This window comes from Belnapia mucosa, assembly GCF_016775475.1.
GTDB classification, from domain to species: Bacteria; Pseudomonadota; Alphaproteobacteria; order Acetobacterales; family Acetobacteraceae; genus Belnapia; species Belnapia mucosa.
The window spans coordinates 1-17917 of record NZ_JAEUXJ010000020.1 but is presented as its reverse complement, the minus strand read 5'-3'; the positions used below and the strand labels follow the sequence as shown (position 1 = coordinate 17917).

Here is a 17917-nt window from a genome sequence, read left to right as displayed (position 1 = left end):
CATCCGAATGCGTCTGGGCACTAGCTGGCCCTCCAGCTCAGCCTATGCCAGCCAGCCCGCATTTCTAACCGCAGCCATGAAGGGGGTTTCGAGTCCGATACGCGCGCACGCACGCGTGCGTGCCATTAAACTCTTGATTGAAAATCACCGAAAGCTTGTTCGCGTAAGTTTTGTCCAAGGGCTGGCGCCTCGTTCTCCATGCGCCCAATCCGCTGACCCGATGTAGGGTGGTGAAGGGTTTAGCATCCCGGATGCTCGCGCGTAGGAGGTGCCGTGGAGAAACCCTACACCACCCTTCACAAGACCCCTCCTAACGAGGGCTTCAGTTTGATCCCTATGAAAACGACGCCCTCGTTCGTTCGCTTTTTCGCGCGATACCGCTCTAGGGTGCCCGAAAACGCCTTTTGGGTGCCCGCCTGTTCGCCACGCTCGGTCGCCCACTGCGACCAATCCCGGTAGAGCACAGAGGAAAGGGTCGTGGCTGACGGCCGGTCCTCGCAGCGTTCAGCAAGCCAACGAGCTAAAAGATCCTGCTCGGCGAAGTAGTCGGCAGTCGCTTCCTTGGCGACTAACGGCATCCCGAGGCCGTGCATCTGCCACAAGAGGCACCCTTCGATCGCCCAGGCCAGTATACCCGGCATTTCGTTCCGAAGCAGATCAGGAAGATCTGGATTTGGCTGAGCCGGCCGGTGTGTCAGGGGGAGAAGGTGCAGCCGCCGGCGCATCGCATCATCGGGATTGCGGAGGACGGGACGGTGGTTGCCCGCCATTATCAGCTTGAAAGCCGGTTGGAAGGCGAAGAAATCTCGGCCCATGAAGCGCGCCTTGATTCTGTCGCCACCGGTTAGGGCTTTGACCCTCGCTTCGGCCAACGGCTTGTCGGCCTCCGTTTCCTGAGCGACAACAAGTCGTGCCCCGCGCAGGTCTGCCAGCCCCGTCGGGTGCTGATGGCCATGGGTGGCAGTGAACAGGTCCATGTCAGCTACCGTTGCGTAGTCTCCCATGACCGCCGCCAAGGTATTCAGCAAAACGCTTTTGCCGTTCCCGCCAGGCCCGTAGAGGAACAGAAAGGCGTGTTCGCGGACCAACCCGGTCAAGGCGTAGCCGCACCAGCACTGGAGGTAGGTAGCAGCGCCCGCATCGCCCTGCGTAATTTCGTTGATAAACGCCAGCCAGAGTGGGCACCCCTGGACAGGAGCCGTTGCCGTAACTTTGGTGAAGAGGTCGGCGGGCCGGTGCGGCCGGGTGCGGCCGTCCTGCAAGTCTACTACGCCACCCGGCGTGTTGAGCAGCCAGGGGTCGGCATCGAACTGGTCTGACGCTTGGGCATGTCGCCGATCGGAGCGCACCAGCCGCTCGACGGCCGCGACTTTCTGCGCACTAGCGAGCCCAGCGATGCTCCACCGCTCGCGTGGATTAGCGGCCTCCAACGCTCGGGCCGCCGCCTTACGGCAAGCGCGCCTTACCAAATCGTGGACAGCGAGGACCGTGTCCGCAACCCATCGGACGCCATCCCATTGCAGCCACCGCCCCCACTCAGGCACGTAGAGTAGGTGCTCGGCATGGTGGGCGGAGAACGCGAGCGCGATGGCGTCGTCCGAATACTCCGGCGACGCTTCGGGAGCTTCTTCAATGGATGCGCCGGCGGCCCGCAGCGATTCTTCAGGAGAATTTGCGCCGACCATTACGCCACGCTCCTGCGCAGGTTGTCGTTGAAATCCTCACCCAGACGCGGAATGACGATCTGGGCCTCGTGTCCGGCTTTCCGCCAACGGGCGGCGCAGCGTCGGCCTGCAGCGATGCCAACGCCGCGGTCGTCGGCGTCTGCGAAGACGGTCAGAGCTTCGATCCCAGAGAGAATGGGGAAGGCGCCGATCCCGCCCGCAGAACCGGCCGCCCACACCGGGCGCCAATCATGTCCCTGAATGACCGAAAGCGCCGTCTCGATACCCTCGGCAAGGCCGAGGCTCATCGTTACCTCCTCATCCGGCACCAGGCGGACCACACCAGCGCCGCCGAGCATGATCTTGGGCCGCTTGCCCTCGGCCTTGCCCTGGCCGTCTGGGCGCAGGTAAGTGACGTGCACGCCGACCGCCCGCGGATGGCCGAAGGCGCGGTATTCTGCGGGGAGGGCAAGCATCGTGGGCTCCGCCGACCCACAACGTTCGGTAGGATGCGTCATGAGCGCGAGCATCGCGGGCCCCGGCAGGCCGCAGGCGAGGTTGCGCGATGCGCGCGGGTGAAAGCGGAGAGGGGCATCTTCGGGCAGCCGCAGCCCGCGAGACGCGAGGTAGATCTCGGCGAGGGTTCCCGCAGCGGGTAGGGACTCCCGCCAAAGCTTCTGAGCAAGATCGATGGTCCCGCGTTTTGGGGGCGTGTTCCGGCTGGGAGACCGAGTGGCGGCCCTGGCGTACGGCGGCGCCATTGGTAAGCCCGGCGACCAACTCAGCCAGCGAACCGCCCAGTCCCAAGCTTCACGCCACGAGCAGGCGCGCAGGTGAAGTACCAACCACAGCGGACCACCCCCTACACCGGCTTCAAAGTCAAACCATCGGCCCCGCTTCAGTCCACCAGTCCAGATTTGAAGGGAGCAGCGCCTGCGAAAGCGCAGCTGGTTGGGCGCAACGGCTGTAGGGTCGGAACCGGCGAGCTCACGCGCCAGATCTGCCATGCGGCTGCCGAGCCGGGCGTTTACGGCGGCGATATCGGACGGGCCCGTCATGCGATGGCTCCTTTGCGCTGTGCGCGGTGGATTCCAGCCAAAGCGTTCATGACCAAGGACGGGCGCGTCGGCGCACGAGCGCGGCCGACAGTAGCGCTGCCGATTTTCATAAGTGGGTCTCTCGGGGAAGGGGAGCGCGATGGCGTAGATGTGGGCCCGGGAATCGGCTATGATCTGCGGTACCAACCTGCAGTTCCGAAGCCTCCGCAGCCCACCAGCGTCGCCGCGCTTGGTGGGTGCGTGCTTTAGTCGGTCTTTTTGCAGCTTTCTGCAGGGGGAAGGCTGGCGAGGAGAGTACTTAGAGCACTTTCGGTCACCAAGGTCCGACCACCTAACTTCACGGCTGCAAGCCGGCCTGTGCGGATTAGGCCGAACACCGTTGTACGTCCGCAGCCGATGCGCTTGGCGGCGTCATCGACGGAATACGCCAAACGCTTTGGTTCTGCCGAATACATCTGAACTCCCACGAACTCGGATGAACGCGGTCCGAAGGTGCACGGGCGACACGTGGCCCTCAAGTTGCAGTTGGAAAGCGCAAATGCGTATTCCAAGCTTTCTTCTGCTACCGGCCGCTTCTTTCCCTTGCTGCTCTTGCGACGTTCGCCTGGCGGATGTGGTGCGCAACCCCGTCGCGACTGCCGGTCGGCCGCCCTTGGCGTACGCCATCCGACCACTTCGCTAGTGCGATCAGGTGGCGTAAGCCGGTTACTGCCTCTGGAGCGAGAGCTTCGGCTCCTTCCGTAGCACTGTATTTTGCGAGCAAGCCTTGGGCACGGTCGGCCACAAGGCGTATCAGCGCGATATGCCACTCGACCGAAGGTCCGCCGGGGATTGTCTGCCGTTCATTCCCAAGTGGGGGGTTGACGCTTGCCAGCGTGGGAACCTGCGCGAACAAACTGCGGTACACTTGGCTCAGCCGTGTGAAGAGCTCGTGCAGAGCGGCATCGCGAGTGCGTCCGCCTAGTTGGACCGCTGCCGCCCACTCCTGTGTTGCGCGATCTGCGATTAAAATAAGGGCCACCAAGCTCGACCTGAGATTGTTGGCCAGCAGCGTCCAGAGCGCCGACACCGCGTCATCATGAGACTTGGTCCGTTTCGCCTTGAGCCACAGCTCTGGAGCTCTATCGTCGAAAATCCGGCTGAATGCCGGCTGACTAGGATCGCGCTGAAGACTGTGTAGACCGGCTCCAAGATGAGACAAGGCATCGGCGAATTGCCTTGGGTCTTCCAGCTCAATATCGGTTGCCCAGCCCATACCCTTCAGCAAAGCACGTGCTTCTGTGGCAACTCCCGCGGACCACTCGGATTTCTGCCTCGGAGCACTGTCGCGGTGCTGATTACATGACCACAACGCAAACTGCGTGAAGTGCCAGTTGAGATCCCTTGAAAACCGCTCGTGGGTCGAGCGTGGCGCAACGAGCCGCAATCCGGCAGTCGCTGCGAGTTCTGACAGATCTGCAGCGTTGATTAGTTCGAAATATGGAACAGCCCCTTGACCCGCGGTTGGAGGCGGAAACGCATGTCTTCTCCTGGGTCGGCTCGAGCCCGCGCTCCTAACAAAAACACTATCCTCATTTGCAGTATTCTTTCGCTTGGGCGGAACAAGCGGCTCCCACAACGGAATCGGTGTGGCATTAGGATCGGCTGTTGATGGACTTCCTATAGCGGCGGAGGCGGTCCAATGGTCCGCTGTGTTGCTGCTGACCTGCTGCTCGTCAGAGAAAGCCGGTCCGGGTTTCTCGTTGGGTGACCGAGGAGAAAAAGACGGCTTTGCCCTGGTGCCAACTGATGCGCGGCGCCAGTCGAAGCGGTTAGCACCAGGCAGTTTTTGCGAGAGAAGTGCCTTCATACGCGGCCAAACACCCAACAATTGCCAGGCTTGAAGCCGCCGCCAGCAGGTCATCCCGCAGCAACCCAACTCGGCCGGCACATCCTCCCATGCTGCACCTGTGCGAAGGACGAACAGCACCGCAGTTAGAGCAACACGGTCGGATACCCGCGGACGCCCACGCCTTGGCTCAGGTGGTTTCGGCGAAAGAACTACTTCTAGCTCCTGCCAGAGCGCGTCAGGGATAGGGTGTTTTGCCATGAGTTGAGTAACACGGGAGGCGCTTTTTTGTTAGCACGGGGACGCCAAGCTCCGCTGTCTCACTCAGCTCGGCACCGGGTAAGGGGGCCCGACATAGGACGGACGCTGGATGCGTTCTAAACGGGACCAAATCGAGACATTGAGACAGGATCGCCGCCAAGTGCAGCGGCCTCAGCCGCGGCCGAGATAGCGGCGTGCCTCCGCCAGTTCCGGCCGCAGCGTGTCGACGGCGGCGGCGATCTCCAACAGCTGCGAATAGTGCCCCTGCACCGCTTCTACCTGCCCGGCCCGCTCCGCCACGCGGCCGGCGCCGGCGACCGAGCGGAAGCGGTTGGGCTCGGTATCCTGCACCCGTTCGAGCTGCGCGAGCGCGTTGGCGGCGTCACCGGCTTTTAGTAGCGCTTCGGCCAACAGCTCCCGCGCGGGCGCGAGGGGACCCGGGCTGACCGAATGACCTGATGGGCTGAAGTACTTCCAGAGCTGTCCGTTCGAGACGGATATTTTCGTCGATATGGATACCGACAATCAGGTGCGTAGCTTCAGGCAAGCCGAACTTATTATGCGCGGGATTGCGGTCATTCAACTGCATAGACTGGATGACCGCGTCACCCTGCTCTCTGCTGCCCGGCCACAGCGCCAAGCCCGCAGAAGCGGCCGCACCAAATCCGGTCGACGCTGCGCCTTGCATCTCAAGGCGCATATGCCGGCTTCAGACGACGCTCGTCGTCTTGGTGAAGGTGCTGCATTCGGCCGCGACCTCTGCGACGATCGCACCAAGTGTTCCCTGCCGCTCCACATAGATGGCCCGATACTCCACGTTGGGAAAGTCCGGCCATGTCGGCATGAGGACAAGCTTGCCTTCAGCCAGCTCGCGCTGAACCACCTGCAGCGGCAGCAGCGCGACGCCCAGACCGGCTGTTGCGAGGCGCGCCAAGGTAACCACCGAGTTCGAGGTATGCCGCGGCACCGGAAACGCGTCACCGGCGGCGAACCAGTCCGATATTTGGCTGTAAATCGCGGACTGCTCCGGCCAGGTGATCAGCGGCATCTGCTGCAAGGCCGCCGGCGTAACCAGCTCCGCGAAGGCAAATGCACCCGGCGCTAACATCCAGCCGAGGCGCGTGTCACCCAGCGAGCACGTGGGATGCACTGTCGCCAGCCGGTAAGAGCCGGCCAGGACGACATCGAAGCTACCCTCCTCGAGCCCACGCGCAAGTTGCGGCGTCAGATCGACATGGGTGTCGATGATCACCTCGGGATGGCGGACCGCCAGACGGCGCAACAGGTCCGGAAGCCAGGTGCAGGCGACGACCTCACTCACGCCAAGACTCACCCTGCCGCGCAAGTGCTCCTCGCCGCCGACGCATTGCCGCATTCGGCCCTGCCAAGTCAGGATCCGCTCCGCATAGATCAGACACTCCCGACCGGCGGCGGTCAGCCCGACACCATGCGGGCCACGATCGACTAGGCGTGCGCCGAGGTCCTCCTCCAACCTTTGCAGCCGTGCGGAGACGCTGGGCTGGGTGGTATGCAGCTTGCCTGCCACGGCATGGAAGTTCCGTAGCCGCGCCAACCAAACCAGAGTTTCCAGCTGCTGGAAGTTCATCTCGCTGCCCTTCCAAGTGTTCCGCCTCGCGGACGACGATCATATTTTATGATCAAGGTAGATCAGAAATAATAGTTTGTGGCGATCGATAAAATCTGGAGACTGACGTCAAAAGGAGGGGGTTACGGTCGCCTGCGAGCGTCCGCGCATCTCTCTATGAGGAGGAACGCCATAGTGACCACGCTGAAGCCAGCGCGAACCATCACGCAATCCCTGGCGGCATGGTCCACCGACGTCGTTGCTACGGATCTGCCGGCCGACCTCCGCCACGCAACCGAGCAGCGGCTACTGAACGTCATCGGCGTCGCGCTTGCCGCCAGCGCCCGTCCACAGGGCCAGGTCGCAGCGGAAGCCGCGCTGGCCATCGGTGCGCCCGGCCCATGCCACATCCTCGGCCGGCCGGACGGCACGCTTGCGACCAGCGCCGCCTTCGCCAATGGTAGCATGGCCTCGGCCCTGGCTTTCGATGATTCGCAAACCGAGACGCTGATCCACTGCACATGTACCACCGCCGCTACCGCGCTCGCCCTCGCCGAATGGCACGGCATCGCGGGGCCCGAGGTGCTGCTCGCGATCGCCCTCGGCAATGAGGTGATCTGCCGCATCGGCGCGGTGGCACCGGGGCAATTCCACCGCAGCGGGTTTCATCCGACTGGCATTGTCGGGGCCTTCGGCGCCGCCTTCGTCGCCGGCAAACTGCTGGGGCTCGATGCCGCTGGCTTGGTCAACGCCGCCGGAATCGTCGGCACGCTGGCCTCCGGCAGCAACGAATGCTGGCGGGACGGGAGTTGGGCGCAGATCGTCGATCCGGGCTGGGCCTCCCAGGCGGGAATCACTGCAGCGGTGCTGGCGGCTAAGGGCTTCTCCGGCCCTGCCGCGGTGTTGGAAGGAAGCTTCGGCCTGTTCCCCAGCCATGTGCAGGACCGCGACTACAAGCTGAACTACGCGCGCGCCGCCGCTTCCCTGGGCGAGGTCTGGGAGAGCCGCAACATCGCAATCAAGCCCTACCCGACAGGGCATGTCAGTATCCCCTTCGTGGATTGCGCGCTTGAACTGCATGCGAAGGGCGCGCGGGCGGAGCGAATCCGCCGCATCACTTGCCACACGGCGCAGTGGATCACGCCCGTGGTCTGCGAGCCGGCGGCGGAGAAGAAGCGCCCGAGCACCGACTGGCACTGCCGTGTCAGCCTGCCCTTCACCGTGGCCGAGACGCTGTTCTTCGGCCGGCTGGAAGCCTCGGCCTATAGCGCGGAGAACCGTGCCAACCCGTCGCTGCTCGCGCTGGCGCAGAAGGTCGACTACGTCATCGACCCCGATGCGCCGCGCGACGAGCGGTACAAGGGCTGGATTGAGGTCGAGCTTGAGGACGGCACGCGGCTGGAGAGCATCCACTTCCACGGCCGCGACGGCCACATGAGTGATGACCAGCTGATGGTCAAGCTGCGCTCCTGCCTGCGTGGAACGGCCGCAGAAGGCAAGGCGGAGGCGCTGCACAGCTCGGTGTGGGCCTTGGCGCAGGGCAGCGAGGTCGCCGCCATCTTCGCCGCTGCGGCGGGGAGCTGAGCCATGGCGACGATCGCACACCGCCTGGCCGCATGGGCCGCGGACCTGACCTTCGAGGCACTGCCTGAGGAGGCTCGGCATGCGACGAAGCTCCGCACCCTGGACATTCTCGGTGCCATGCTGGCAGGCAGCGAGACCACGCTCGCCGCGCGTGTCCGCGCCGCGGTCATCGAGAGCGGGGACGGCGGCACAACGCTCGTCGGCAGCGCAACGCGGGCCTCGCTCGGCCTCGGGGCGCTGGTCAACGGCACGGCGGCGCATGTGCTCGAATACGACGACAGCCATGTCGAGACTGGGGTGCACCCTACCAGCCCCGTACTGGCCGCGGCGCTCGGTCAGGCGGAGGTGCTGCACCGGCCCGGGCGCGACCTGCTGCTTGCGGTGGCGCTTGGCAACGAGGTGGCATGCCGGCTCGCCTGCGTCGCGCCCGGCATGTTCCACCGCCACGGCTTCCATCCCACCGGCGTGTTCGGCATCTTCGGCGCGGTCGCCGCGCTCGCCAGCCTGCAGCGTCAGCCGGTTGCGGTGTATGGCAACGCGCTCGGCCTGGCCGGCAGCATGAGCGCCGCGCTGATGGCGGCCTGGGAGGATGGCAGCGAGAGCAAGTCGCTCCATGCCGGCTTGGCGGCGCAGGATGCCCTGCAGGCGCTAGCGCTGGCGCGGCATGGCGTCAGCGGCCCTGGCGTGGTGTTCGAGGGGCGCTTCGGCTTCTTCCCCGCCCATGTCCAGGCACCGGGCCACGCCTTCCGCTGGGATGCCGCCACCGCCGCGCTGGGAAAGCGCTGGGAGCTGTTGAGCATCGCCGCCAAGGTCTATCCAAACGGCCACTACATCCAGCCCTTCACCGACGCCGCCGAGACACTGCAGCGCCGCCATGGGCTGCGCGCCGAGGAGATCGCCACGGTGGAATGCGCGGTGGCCGACTACATGGTGCCGCTGGTCTGCGAGCCGGTGGCCGAGAAGGCCCATCCTCACACGCCCTGGCATGCGCGCTTCAGCCTGCAGCATTCCATCGCGGAGCTGCTGGTCACCGGCCAGCTGGACAAGCGCAGCTACACCGAGGCGACGCTAGCCGATCCGCGCATTGCCGCGCTGCGTGCCCGAGTCGGCTACCGCGTAGATGAGAATGCCACCGATCGCCGGCGCTGGAGCGGCGACGTGACTATCCACACAACCGACGGCCGTGTCCTGCACCACCGTCTGGAGGATATGCGCGGCACGCCGGCCAATCCGCTCAGCACCGAAGAAATTGTTGCGAAATTTACAGCGAACGCATCCGGCGTCATCACCGACGCGGCCACGGCGCGCTGCATCGAGACCGTGCTGGGCCTGGAGCGGCTAGAGAGCACTGCCGCCCTACTGACCCTGCTGCGGCCCTGATACGGGAGGAAAGAGGATGATCCGCCTTGCCCGCAGGCCGCTGCTCCTGGCCGCCATCCTGGCGGCGCCGAAGGTCGCGCGCGCCCAGTCATACCCAGCCCGGCCGGTACGGGTCATTGTGCCCTTTCCACCGGGGAATTCCACCGACATTGTCGCGCGCTTCATCGCCGACGGCCTGTCGAGATCCTGGCAGCAGCGCCTAGTCGTGGACAACCGTAGCGGCGGCGCCGGAGCAGTGGGCATGGACGCTGGGGCGCATGCACCCGGGGATGGATACACGCTGGTGGTGGGCTCCTCCGGCACGCTGGCGGTGAACCCGGCCATCATCCCGAACCTCTCCTACGACGTGCTGCGCGACTTTGCGCCGATCAGCAATCTCGCCACCATGCCGCTGCTGCTGCTGGCGCGGCCCGACTTCCCGGCCAATACCCTGCCCGAGCTGCAGGTCCTGGCACGGCAACGGCCGGGCGAGCTGGGCTACGGCTCGCCTGGGCCGGGCACGGCGGGCCACCTGGCGGGGGAATACCTGGCGCATCGCGCTGGCATCCGGATGCAGCACGTCCCTTACCGCGGCACTGGCCCGGCGCTAGCCGACCTCCTCGGCGGCACCTTGCCACTTGTCAGCGATAGCTTGGCGAGCGCGCTGCCACATGTGCAGGAGGGCCGGTTGAAGGCCCTCGTCATCACTGGACGGAACCGCGCACCGCAACTGCCGAATGTGCCGACCGCTGCCGAGACGCTTGGCAAGTTCGAGGCAGTGGGCTGGATCGGCATGGTCGCGCCAGCCGCAACGCCCGGGCCGCTGGTGACTCAGATTAATGCAGAGGTGGTGCGCATCCTGCGCGACCCGGCTTCCTCGCAGCGCCTGGAAAGTCTCGGCGGCTCGCCTGATCCAAGGACTCCGGCCGAGTTCGCCACCTTCATCCGCAGCGAGACAGAAAAGTGGCGCGAGGTCGCTCGAATAGCAAATGTGAAGCTCGACGGCTGACTTTCTGCTCGGCGCTGGGGGTTAACGGTGGTTCGATCTGCGCGCGGCCTTGTTGCATAAATCTTGCAGGTAGCCCTTTATGAGCAAGGCATCGCCACAGGGCGAGCGCCCCAGGACGCGCTATCGGGCGCGGAATTGGCGTGAGTATGACCGAGGGCTGATCGCCCGTGGTGACCTGACCGTCTGGATCTCGCCCGACCTGTCCTGGCATGCCTCAGGGGGCACGGGCAGGCGAGGCCGTCCGCGGATCTTCACGGATGCAGCGATCCAGGCGGTGCTGACGCTGAAGGTGCTCTACCAGCTGCCGCTCCAGGCGGCCCAAGGCATGGCGGGTAGCCTCATCCGGCTGGCCCGCCTCGACTGGCAGGTGCCGCACTACAGCACCCTCTCGAGGCGGCAACGGGATCTGACGGTCACGATCCCCTACCGCGCCCGGAGCGGGCCGCTGCACCTGGTAATCGACAGCACGGGGCTGAAGGTGCTGGGCGAGGGCGAGTGGAAGGTGAGGAAGCACGGCGCTGACAAGCGCCGGGTCTGGCGCAAGGTGCACCTGGTGATTGATGCCGACAGCCACGAGGTCAGGGCCGTCGAGATGACCGACCATCGGCATGGGGACGGCGAGATCGTGCCAGGGCTGCTGGCTCAGGTTCCGGAGGACGAGCGGATCAGAGTGATCAGCGGCGACGGCGCCTACGACACCCGCGGGGTCTACGAGGCGTCAGCCCTGCGCCAGGCCGACCTGATCGTGCCCCCGCGGCGCAACGGCAAGCCTTGGCGGGAGCGAACCACCGGGGCTGCCGAGCGCAATGAGAGCCTGCGCGCGATCAAGCGCCTTGGCCGACGGCTCTGGAAAAGGTGGGGCGGCTACCACCGGCGCAGCCTCGCCGAGACGGCGATGTCACGCCTCAAGCGCCCCGGCGAGCGCCTTGCGGCCCGCGATCCCGCCCGTCAGGTCGCCGAGGTGCAGATTCGCTGCGCCATCCTGAACACCTTCAACGCTCTTGGTATGCCCGACACCGTCGCTCGCGCCTGATCAGCGCATCAAAGACCGAACCACGTCCTCATACTGATTTCTGCAACAGCGCCATTCTACGACACAGTAAGATTAGTGGCAGGCGATGAGCGAGTGAGCCCGGTGCGGGCGTTTTCATTGGACAGGTACGTTCATTCCCCGTACCACATTGCGCCAACGCGCCGCATCTTCCTGTATCATTCGGGCAAGGCTCTCCGGCGCCAGATGCTCGGCTTCTATACCCCCGTTCGCCAAGCGAGCCCGGAATTCCTCGGATGCCACCACGCGCTCGATGGCTGGGACCAACACAGCGCGAACCTCCGCGGGTAAGCCGCTTGGCGCCAGAACGGCGGCCCAGTTGCCGATCTGAAAACTCGGCATGCCCTGCTCGCCGAAGGTCCTCAGCTGCGGGAACATGGGCAGGCGTTGGGCGCTGCCCACGGCGATCAACTTGAGTGAATCCGTCACCGGCTGCGCCGTGGAGGAAGCCACCATTGTCAGGTCGACCTGGGAGGCTATGGTCGCCGTGATGGCCGGCGCCGCGCCCTGGTAGGGAACCCGCAGGAAGCGGGTGCCAGTCTCGTATTCGAAGGACGCCAGGAACATGTCGGCGATGCCGTAGCTGCCGACCGTCAGGACGCCCGGCCGCTGCCTTGCCAGCGCAATGGTCCCCTGCACGTCGCCGGCGGGGAAGGAGCTGCTCGCGACCATGACGAAGCTCGTGCGGGCGATGAGGCCTAGCGGCTCGAACTGCGTGGCCACGTCGTAGGGTACCGTCCGCATGATCGCGGGATTGATCGTCAGCGGTTCGGAGACCGTGCCCACCAGCGTGTAGCCGTCCGGCGCGGCGCGCTGCACAACGCTCATGCCGATAACGCCGTTGGCGCCGGGCCGGTTCTCGACCACGACGCCGACGCCCAGCTGCTTCGACAGCCCCTCGGCGAAGACCCGGCCGATCAGGTCGGAGGAGCCACCCGCGGGCCAGGGCACAACGACCCGGATCGCATGATCGGGATACGCCGACCAGGCGGAGCCCGATGCCAGGAGGAGAAAGGCTGAGGCCAGACCATGCAACGACAGGAAGGACATAACCGGTACCCCCGGGGATGGAAGGAATGCCGTGGCGTGCTGGCGTTGCTCAATGCGCGGTGTAGCCACCGTCTATCAGGAGATTGCTGCCGTGCAGGAAGGTGGCGCTGGTGGAGGCGAGGAAGCCGATAAGTTCCGCCACCTCGCCGGGCGCACCCCAGCGCCGCAGGGGCACCTCGGCCTCCCGGGCCTCGCGGTAGCCGGGCCGGAGCTCCATCTGGTGGCGCGTGAACTCCGTCTCGATGGGGCCGGGGCTCACGCAGTTGACCGAGATGCCGTCGGCCGCCAGCTCCACTGCCATGGATTTCGTCAGGTGGATCAACGCTGCCTTGGCCATGCCGTAGAGCGCCGAGGTCGGCGCGGCGACAAGGCCCATCTGGCTCGCCACGTGAATGATCCGCCCGCCGCCCTGCCGACGCATCGCCGGAAGCACCGCCTGGGAGAGCAGGAAGGGCGCCCGCAGGTTCACGGCCATCAGCGCGTCGAAATCCGCGGCGGAGAACTCGCCGAAGGGGCGCCGGATGCGCAACCCGGCATTGTTGACGAGGATGTCGATGCGGCCGAGCTCGGCCTGCACCTGCGCGACGAGCGCTTCGGTCCGCGCCGGATCGGCGAGGTCGAAGACGCCCCAAGCGGCGCGTTGGCCGGCCGCCCGGCAGGCGGCCGCGCCTTGCTCCAGCTCCTCTTCCGTGCCTTCGGCCACAAGGAAGACCTCCGCACCCAGCCCGGCCAGCGCCTCGGCCGTCGCGCGGCCGATACCGCGCGAGGCGCCGGTGATGAGCGCGACCTTCCCGGCCAGCGCGCTCACGCAGCCGGGACCGGGCCTGCCGTGCCGAAGGCAGCGCGATGCCGCTCCTCCTGCTCGCGGTAGTTCTCGCGAAAGCGCCCGTAGGCGCGCTCATGGGTGTCCAAGCCGGCGGGATCGAAGGGCTCCGCCGCGCCCGGCAACAGGTCGAAATGCCCGTAGCGGTCCTCGCCGCGCACCAGCATGGCTTGTAGGCGCAGCGAGCCAATCGGCTTCACGCGGGTCGGGATGTAGCTGATGCCGAGACCGACGCGCCGGTGCGAGGCCCGGTTCGGCGCGGAAGTGTGGCAGCAGAGCGTGTGGTGCAGCGAGAACTCGCCGGCACGCAGGCTCATCACGGTGCGGCCGTTGTCGTCCAGGGGCTCGGTAATGACCTGCCCCGCGCCGTTCAGGCTGTTTGTCAGCCGCGCGGCGTCGTGGCGCATCTGGCGCGGCTGTCCGCGCGAGGAGAGCACCTCCATGCAGCCCGCTTCCTCGGAGGCTTCGCTGAGTGCGAGCCAGGCGGTGACGTGCTCGTAGGGCGCCAAGCCGAAATAGGTGGAGTCCTGGTGCCAGGCGGTGAAGCCGGCGCTCTTCGGCTCCTTGATAAAAAAGGTGCTCCAGAAGACCAGGATATCCGGGCCGATCACGTCCTCGACCACGTCCAGCACACCCGGGTGCCGCACTAGATCGTTCACCCAGCCCGCATAGTAGTGCGCCCCGCCGCGCCACATAAGGTCGGCCGAGGTGAGCGGCGTGCCAATCCGGTTCTCCATCTCCTTTAGATCGGCCAGCCGCTCCGCGGCCTCGCCGTCCGTAAGCGCGCGGAAGGGGAATGCGAACCCGTTCCAGCGGTAGCCCTGCAACTGACTTTCCGTGAGAACTTTCATGGGAATTACCCCTTCGTCGACTTCCCGAGTTTACGTGGCCCAGTTCATAAGAAAAGCGATTTAATTTCATGCTGGAATATTCGAAAAACGACCGATTCAGGCACTCCAGAGCGCATTGGGCACGGTGAAGTTCACCTCTGCACAGACCAAGCTATGCATCTCCCGGAGCAACCGGCGATGATCGTCCTTGCGGAAGATGAAGCTATAGGTGATGGGCGGAAACGGAAAGGCGCTGCGCAGCGTGACAAGCAGCTTCCGGTCCACCAGAGGCTGCACGTAGTGCCTGGGCAGCAGGCTGATCCCCTGGCCAGCCACCGCCAAGCCAACAATCGCCGTCAGGCTGTTGCAGGTGATCGACTGCGTGATGGTAAGGCCGTGGGCCGCCACCCATTGCTCGAAAGGCAGGTTCACACCGGAATCCGCGGTGGAGAGGATTACGGGATGCTGCTCGAAGGTCTGGGCGGTTACGCGCTTGGGCCGGGCCATCCGCCGTGGCGAAGACATCCATTCGAACTCCACGGCACCGACGGCTTCGGAGCCTACGCCGTCGAGCGAGGACACGCCCGGGATCACGGCGAAGTCGAGCTCGCCCCGCAGCACGAGACGCTCCAGGCTGCGGCCCAGGCCGACGCGTGGGCGGGCTATCAGGTCGGGAAACCTCGCGCGCAAGCGATCCATGAAGGTGGGGAACCAGGTCGTGGACGACTGCTCGCTGACGCCGAAGCTGCAAATGCCGGACAATGGGCCCTCGGCCCCGAGGTCGCTGGCCAGCTTCTGCTTGAGGTCGAGGATCTCCCGGGCGCGCAGGAGAAGGAGCTCGCCCTGCTCCGTCAGCACCGCGCGCTTGCGGCCCCGGTCGAACAGTTCGCGCCCGAGCACGGCCTCAAGCTCGGCAATGCGCTTGGAGAGCGAGGACTGCGTGACGTGGAGCCGCTCCGCGGCAATTGAGAAGGTTCCGAGTTTAGCGGCCCAGTAGAAGGCCTCGATCTGCTTGAAGGTGATGTTCATGCATGTTCCTGGCAGCGACGCTGTCGCCGAGTGATCGCGGCGCGGCGAAGGTCGGGGAAGCGTCGGCGTTGCCGCTATAAGCTTTACCCCCAGAGCTTGTGGCAACGAGGACTTTTCAAACGGTCAGCAAGGCACCATGAACATGTCTGACTCAAAGCGGCCGAGCGAACGTTTCCCCATTTGTCCTCTGGATGAGGTTGCGTCGAGCGATGATGCCGCCACGACCGCCAAGCGGATGCTCGCTTGCCTGCCGCTGGCCGAGCGGCTGAAGCGTGAGCTGCGCCATTACTCGCTGTCGGATGGCCGTCAGTATCTACTATCGGGTGAGACACTGAAAGGGACGCCGCCCCACTGCCGCAGAAGCCGGCTAACTGACTGTCTGGAAAGGCGGATCAGGCGGCGATGCGGCGGAGCATGATGCGCGACATTGCGGCGTGGATCATGGTTTCGCCTGTCTCCGGCAGGCGCTCGTAGTCACGGGCGAGACGGCGCGAGCGCGACAGCCAGGCGAAGGTCCTCTCCACGACCCAGCGACGCAGGATGACCTGGAAGCCCTTCGGCTTCTCTTCCAGCCCGTAGCGCCACAGGTGCCGGTCGCGGTGCTTCGGCACCTCGACACGCCAGCCGCGCTCGGCCTGCAGCCAGCGTGCGAAAGTCCCGGCGTAGGCGCCGTCGGCCCACACCAGTTCCAGACGTGGCAGTTCGCCATCGCCTGCACGTCCGACGAGGATTTGCGCTCCGAGCCGGTCGTGCAGGTCGGCGGCGTGGACATGGGCGAGGAGGACCAGACCGGCTGCATCGACGAGAATGTGCCGCTTCCGGCCGAAAGTCCGCTTCGCGGCATCGTAGCCGCGCGCCGGGCCGCCGACGCCGGTGGCCCGCACGGTCTGGCTGTCGATGATGGCAGCCGACGGCTCGGGCTGTCGTCCCTCAGCTTGACGTGCGAGAGCACGAAGCTGGTCGTGTGCACGCCGCAGGGTGCCGTCCAGGCGCCAGCGGCGAAAATGCGCGAACACCGTCTGCCAGGGCGGGAACGAGGTGGGCAGCATGCGCCAGGCGCAGCCGGAGCGGACGAGGTAGAAGATCGCCTCGGCCATCAGGCGCCGGGGCCACTTGAGCGGCCGTCCGGTCGTCGCTGGTGGTGGAAGCAGCGGCTCAAGGGCCGCCCACTCGGCGTCGGATAGGTCGGTCGGATAGCGGCGGGATCTGGTTTCACGCATCGCTGCCTCGGCTTGGAAAGCTGAGGAACTCCCAACGCGTTAACTCAGGATCCGCCTTTCCAGACATGGGGTAATCGGGGCGGGCAGCCTCCCCGAGCCCCGGGGGACTAGGATCAACTCCGGGACACCGGTCTCGGGAGAAGCCGCTATGGAGCAGTATGTCGCGCTCGACGTTTCGCTGAAGGAGATCAGCGTCTGCGTGATCGACGGCAAGGGCGCCGTAACCTACGAAGGCAAGGTGGCGGCGGAGCCCGCTGCCCTTATCAGCCTCATCCGCGGCAAGGCGCCGCAGTTGGCGCGGGTGGGTTTGGAGACCGGCGCCACCTCCCCATGGCTGTATCACACGCTCAAGGCGGCGGATCTGCCTGTGGTGCTGATGGACGCACGACACGCCAACGCCGCGCTCTCCATGCGGCCGACCAAGTCGGACCGCAGCGATGCCCGCGGCTTGGCCGAGATGCTCCGCATGGGGTGGTATCGCGCCGTTACCGCCAAGAGCTTTACCGCGCACGAACGCCTGGCGCTGCTCGCGGCCCGGCACCGTCTGGTAGAGATCCGCGTGGACCTGGATGGGCAGATCCGCGGCTTGCTGAAGACCTTTGGCCTGATCCTCGGGCCTGGGAATACGGATGCCCTGATCCGCCGAGCTGAGGCTCTGGCAGAAGGCAACCCGACCATCAGCGGCTTGGTGGCGAAGCTCGCCGAGGTGCGGCGCCATGTGGTTGAGCAGATTGCCGCGCTAGACCGCGACATCCGCCGCCTCGTGCGCAGCGAACCCGTCCTCAAGCGGTTCATGACCGTGCCGGGCGTCGGGCCGATCACCGCCCTGGCCTTCCTCTCCACCATCGATGACCCGGAGCGGTTCAAGCATGCGCGCGACGTCGGCCCTTATCTCGGGCTGACCCCGACCCGCTACCAATCCGGCGAGACCGACCGACACGGGCGCATCTCGAAGTGCGGTGATGCCTTTACCCGCACCTGCCTGTATGAAGCAGCCAACGTGCTGCTGACGAAAGTGCGGCGGTTCTCGCCGCTCAAGGCATGGGGCACCCGCCTGGTGGGGCGGATCGGGGCCAAAAAGGCGCGGGTCGCGGTCGCACGCAAGATCGCCGTCATTCTCCGCTGCATCTGGACAGATGGCACCGAGTTCTGGTGGACCCGCGAGGAGGCCAAGATGGCCTGACCCGCGCTCCACCATCCAGGCTCCGCTCCGGCGGAGAGGCTGTCTCTGCCGGGACGGTGGGTGGAGGCGACCGCGCACAGCCCGTTGGCTGGTCCGGCATAGCCTGCTGGACCAAGCCGCTTCAAACATCGCGGCGTCCCACCCCTGACCCCCATCATGGGGCGGATCACACCGACCCCGGAGAGAACCATGACCCCGGCAGCGGTCAGCCTCCACTCCGGCGCTTGACCTGGAAACCCCGATTAGAGAACAGTCAGTAAGAGCCCGCTTCATAACGGCTTCGCCAAGCGCCTGAGTAAGACGGTGGCGGCGGCGAGGACGAAGAAGGCGACGGCAGAACCGGGTGTGGCTTCGTGGTCGCGTGCGAGGCGGCGGCACCGCCC

16 protein-coding genes and 3 pseudogenes are annotated in these 17917 nt (G+C 65.7%); 5 read left to right on the top strand and 14 right to left on the bottom strand.

The features are described from left to right. Positions 1 to 296: 296 nt before the first annotated feature. From JMJ55_RS26175 to JMJ55_RS26150, 8 genes and pseudogenes are all read right to left on the bottom strand, one after another. Positions 297 to 1685: a phage/plasmid primase, P4 family gene (locus tag JMJ55_RS26175; RefSeq protein ID WP_202828566.1), complete on the bottom strand. Its 1389-nt coding sequence runs from the start codon at positions 1683 to 1685 to the stop codon at positions 297 to 299. Then, a complete protein-coding gene (locus JMJ55_RS26170; protein ID WP_202828565.1) occupies positions 1685 to 2140 on the bottom strand; it encodes a toprim domain-containing protein in 456 nt (151 codons plus the stop codon). The genes JMJ55_RS26175 and JMJ55_RS26170 overlap by 1 nt, the downstream gene beginning before the upstream one ends. A gap of 6 nt (positions 2141 to 2146) precedes the next feature. Next, positions 2147 to 2425, bottom strand: a pseudogene (locus tag JMJ55_RS32355) (DUF7146 domain-containing protein); the annotation flags it as partial. A 542-nt stretch (positions 2426 to 2967) separates the two neighbouring features. Continuing rightward, complete coding sequence (locus JMJ55_RS32175) at positions 2968 to 3177, bottom strand: helix-turn-helix domain-containing protein (protein ID WP_202828564.1); 210 nt, start codon at positions 3175 to 3177, stop codon at positions 2968 to 2970. 107 nt (positions 3178 to 3284) lie between these two features. Continuing rightward, complete coding sequence (locus JMJ55_RS31260) at positions 3285 to 3989, bottom strand: hypothetical protein (protein ID WP_236034076.1); 705 nt, start codon at positions 3987 to 3989, stop codon at positions 3285 to 3287. A 591-nt stretch (positions 3990 to 4580) separates the two neighbouring features. After that, a pseudogene (locus tag JMJ55_RS32170) lies at positions 4581 to 4811 on the bottom strand (transposase); the annotation flags it as partial. 171 nt (positions 4812 to 4982) lie between these two features. Next, complete coding sequence (locus JMJ55_RS26155) at positions 4983 to 5222, bottom strand: tetratricopeptide repeat protein (protein ID WP_202828562.1); 240 nt, start codon at positions 5220 to 5222, stop codon at positions 4983 to 4985. A 298-nt stretch (positions 5223 to 5520) separates the two neighbouring features. Continuing rightward, positions 5521 to 6417: a LysR family transcriptional regulator gene (locus JMJ55_RS26150; protein ID WP_202828561.1), complete on the bottom strand. Its 897-nt coding sequence runs from the start codon at positions 6415 to 6417 to the stop codon at positions 5521 to 5523. A gap of 174 nt (positions 6418 to 6591) precedes the next feature. Between JMJ55_RS26150 and JMJ55_RS26145 the strand changes: the two genes are divergently transcribed. From JMJ55_RS26145 to JMJ55_RS26130, 4 genes are all read left to right on the top strand, one after another. Then, entirely contained in the window at positions 6592 to 7980 is a 1389-nt protein-coding gene (locus JMJ55_RS26145; protein ID WP_202828560.1) for an MmgE/PrpD family protein, read from the top strand. A 3-nt stretch (positions 7981 to 7983) separates the two neighbouring features. After that, on the top strand, positions 7984 to 9360 hold the full coding sequence (locus JMJ55_RS26140; protein ID WP_202828559.1) for an MmgE/PrpD family protein: 1377 nt from the start codon (positions 7984 to 7986) through the stop codon (positions 9358 to 9360). A 16-nt stretch (positions 9361 to 9376) separates the two neighbouring features. Beyond that, a complete protein-coding gene (locus JMJ55_RS26135) occupies positions 9377 to 10348 on the top strand; it encodes a tripartite tricarboxylate transporter substrate binding protein (RefSeq protein WP_202828558.1) in 972 nt (323 codons plus the stop codon). A gap of 79 nt (positions 10349 to 10427) precedes the next feature. Further along, positions 10428 to 11381: an IS5 family transposase gene (locus tag JMJ55_RS26130; protein WP_202828557.1), complete on the top strand. Its 954-nt coding sequence runs from the start codon at positions 10428 to 10430 to the stop codon at positions 11379 to 11381. 114 nt (positions 11382 to 11495) lie between these two features. On the opposite strand, the gene JMJ55_RS26125 is transcribed toward JMJ55_RS26130, so the two are convergent. From JMJ55_RS26125 to JMJ55_RS26105, 5 genes are all read right to left on the bottom strand, one after another. Beyond that, entirely contained in the window at positions 11496 to 12449 is a 954-nt protein-coding gene (locus tag JMJ55_RS26125) for a Bug family tripartite tricarboxylate transporter substrate binding protein (RefSeq protein ID WP_202828556.1), read from the bottom strand. Between the two features lie 49 nt (positions 12450 to 12498). Beyond that, positions 12499 to 13257, bottom strand: a complete 759-nt coding sequence (locus JMJ55_RS26120; protein ID WP_202828555.1) for an SDR family NAD(P)-dependent oxidoreductase — start codon at positions 13255 to 13257, stop codon at positions 12499 to 12501. Then, positions 13254 to 14099, bottom strand: a complete 846-nt coding sequence (locus JMJ55_RS26115; protein ID WP_202828554.1) for a phytanoyl-CoA dioxygenase family protein — start codon at positions 14097 to 14099, stop codon at positions 13254 to 13256. Before JMJ55_RS26115 ends, JMJ55_RS26120 begins: the two co-directional genes overlap by 4 nt. Before the next feature lie 120 nt (positions 14100 to 14219). Beyond that, positions 14220 to 15131 (bottom strand): LysR family transcriptional regulator, encoded by a 912-nt coding sequence (locus JMJ55_RS26110; RefSeq protein ID WP_202828553.1) that lies wholly within the window; start codon positions 15129 to 15131, stop codon positions 14220 to 14222. 392 nt (positions 15132 to 15523) lie between these two features. Next, complete coding sequence (locus JMJ55_RS26105) at positions 15524 to 16351, bottom strand: IS5 family transposase (RefSeq protein WP_202828552.1); 828 nt, start codon at positions 16349 to 16351, stop codon at positions 15524 to 15526. A gap of 148 nt (positions 16352 to 16499) precedes the next feature. Between JMJ55_RS26105 and JMJ55_RS26100 the strand changes: the two genes are divergently transcribed. Further along, a complete protein-coding gene (locus JMJ55_RS26100) occupies positions 16500 to 17534 on the top strand; it encodes an IS110 family RNA-guided transposase (protein ID WP_202828551.1) in 1035 nt (344 codons plus the stop codon). Between the two features lie 269 nt (positions 17535 to 17803). Here the strand turns inward: JMJ55_RS26100 and JMJ55_RS26095 are convergent. Continuing rightward, positions 17804 to 17917: pseudogene (locus JMJ55_RS26095) on the bottom strand (IS5/IS1182 family transposase); the annotation flags it as partial.

Coding starts and splice junctions, on each gene's coding strand:
- JMJ55_RS26170 (WP_202828565.1), bottom strand. CDS start 2,140: ATGCTTGCCCTCCCCGCAGAATACCGCGCCTTCGGCCATCCGCGGGCG.
- JMJ55_RS26140 (WP_202828559.1), top strand. CDS start 7,984: ATGGCGACGATCGCACACCGCCTGGCCGCATGGGCCGCGGACCTGACC.
- JMJ55_RS26100 (WP_202828551.1), top strand. CDS start 16,500: ATGGAGCAGTATGTCGCGCTCGACGTTTCGCTGAAGGAGATCAGCGTC.
- JMJ55_RS26110 (WP_202828553.1), bottom strand. CDS start 15,131: ATGAACATCACCTTCAAGCAGATCGAGGCCTTCTACTGGGCCGCTAAA.
- JMJ55_RS26130 (WP_202828557.1), top strand. CDS start 10,428: ATGAGCAAGGCATCGCCACAGGGCGAGCGCCCCAGGACGCGCTATCGG.
- JMJ55_RS26150 (WP_202828561.1), bottom strand. CDS start 6,417: ATGAACTTCCAGCAGCTGGAAACTCTGGTTTGGTTGGCGCGGCTACGG.
- JMJ55_RS32175 (WP_202828564.1), bottom strand. CDS start 3,177: ATGTATTCGGCAGAACCAAAGCGTTTGGCGTATTCCGTCGATGACGCC.
- JMJ55_RS26135 (WP_202828558.1), top strand. CDS start 9,377: ATGATCCGCCTTGCCCGCAGGCCGCTGCTCCTGGCCGCCATCCTGGCG.
- JMJ55_RS26125 (WP_202828556.1), bottom strand. CDS start 12,449: ATGTCCTTCCTGTCGTTGCATGGTCTGGCCTCAGCCTTTCTCCTCCTG.
- JMJ55_RS26175 (WP_202828566.1), bottom strand. CDS start 1,685: ATGGTCGGCGCAAATTCTCCTGAAGAATCGCTGCGGGCCGCCGGCGCA.
- JMJ55_RS26105 (WP_202828552.1), bottom strand. CDS start 16,351: ATGCGTGAAACCAGATCCCGCCGCTATCCGACCGACCTATCCGACGCC.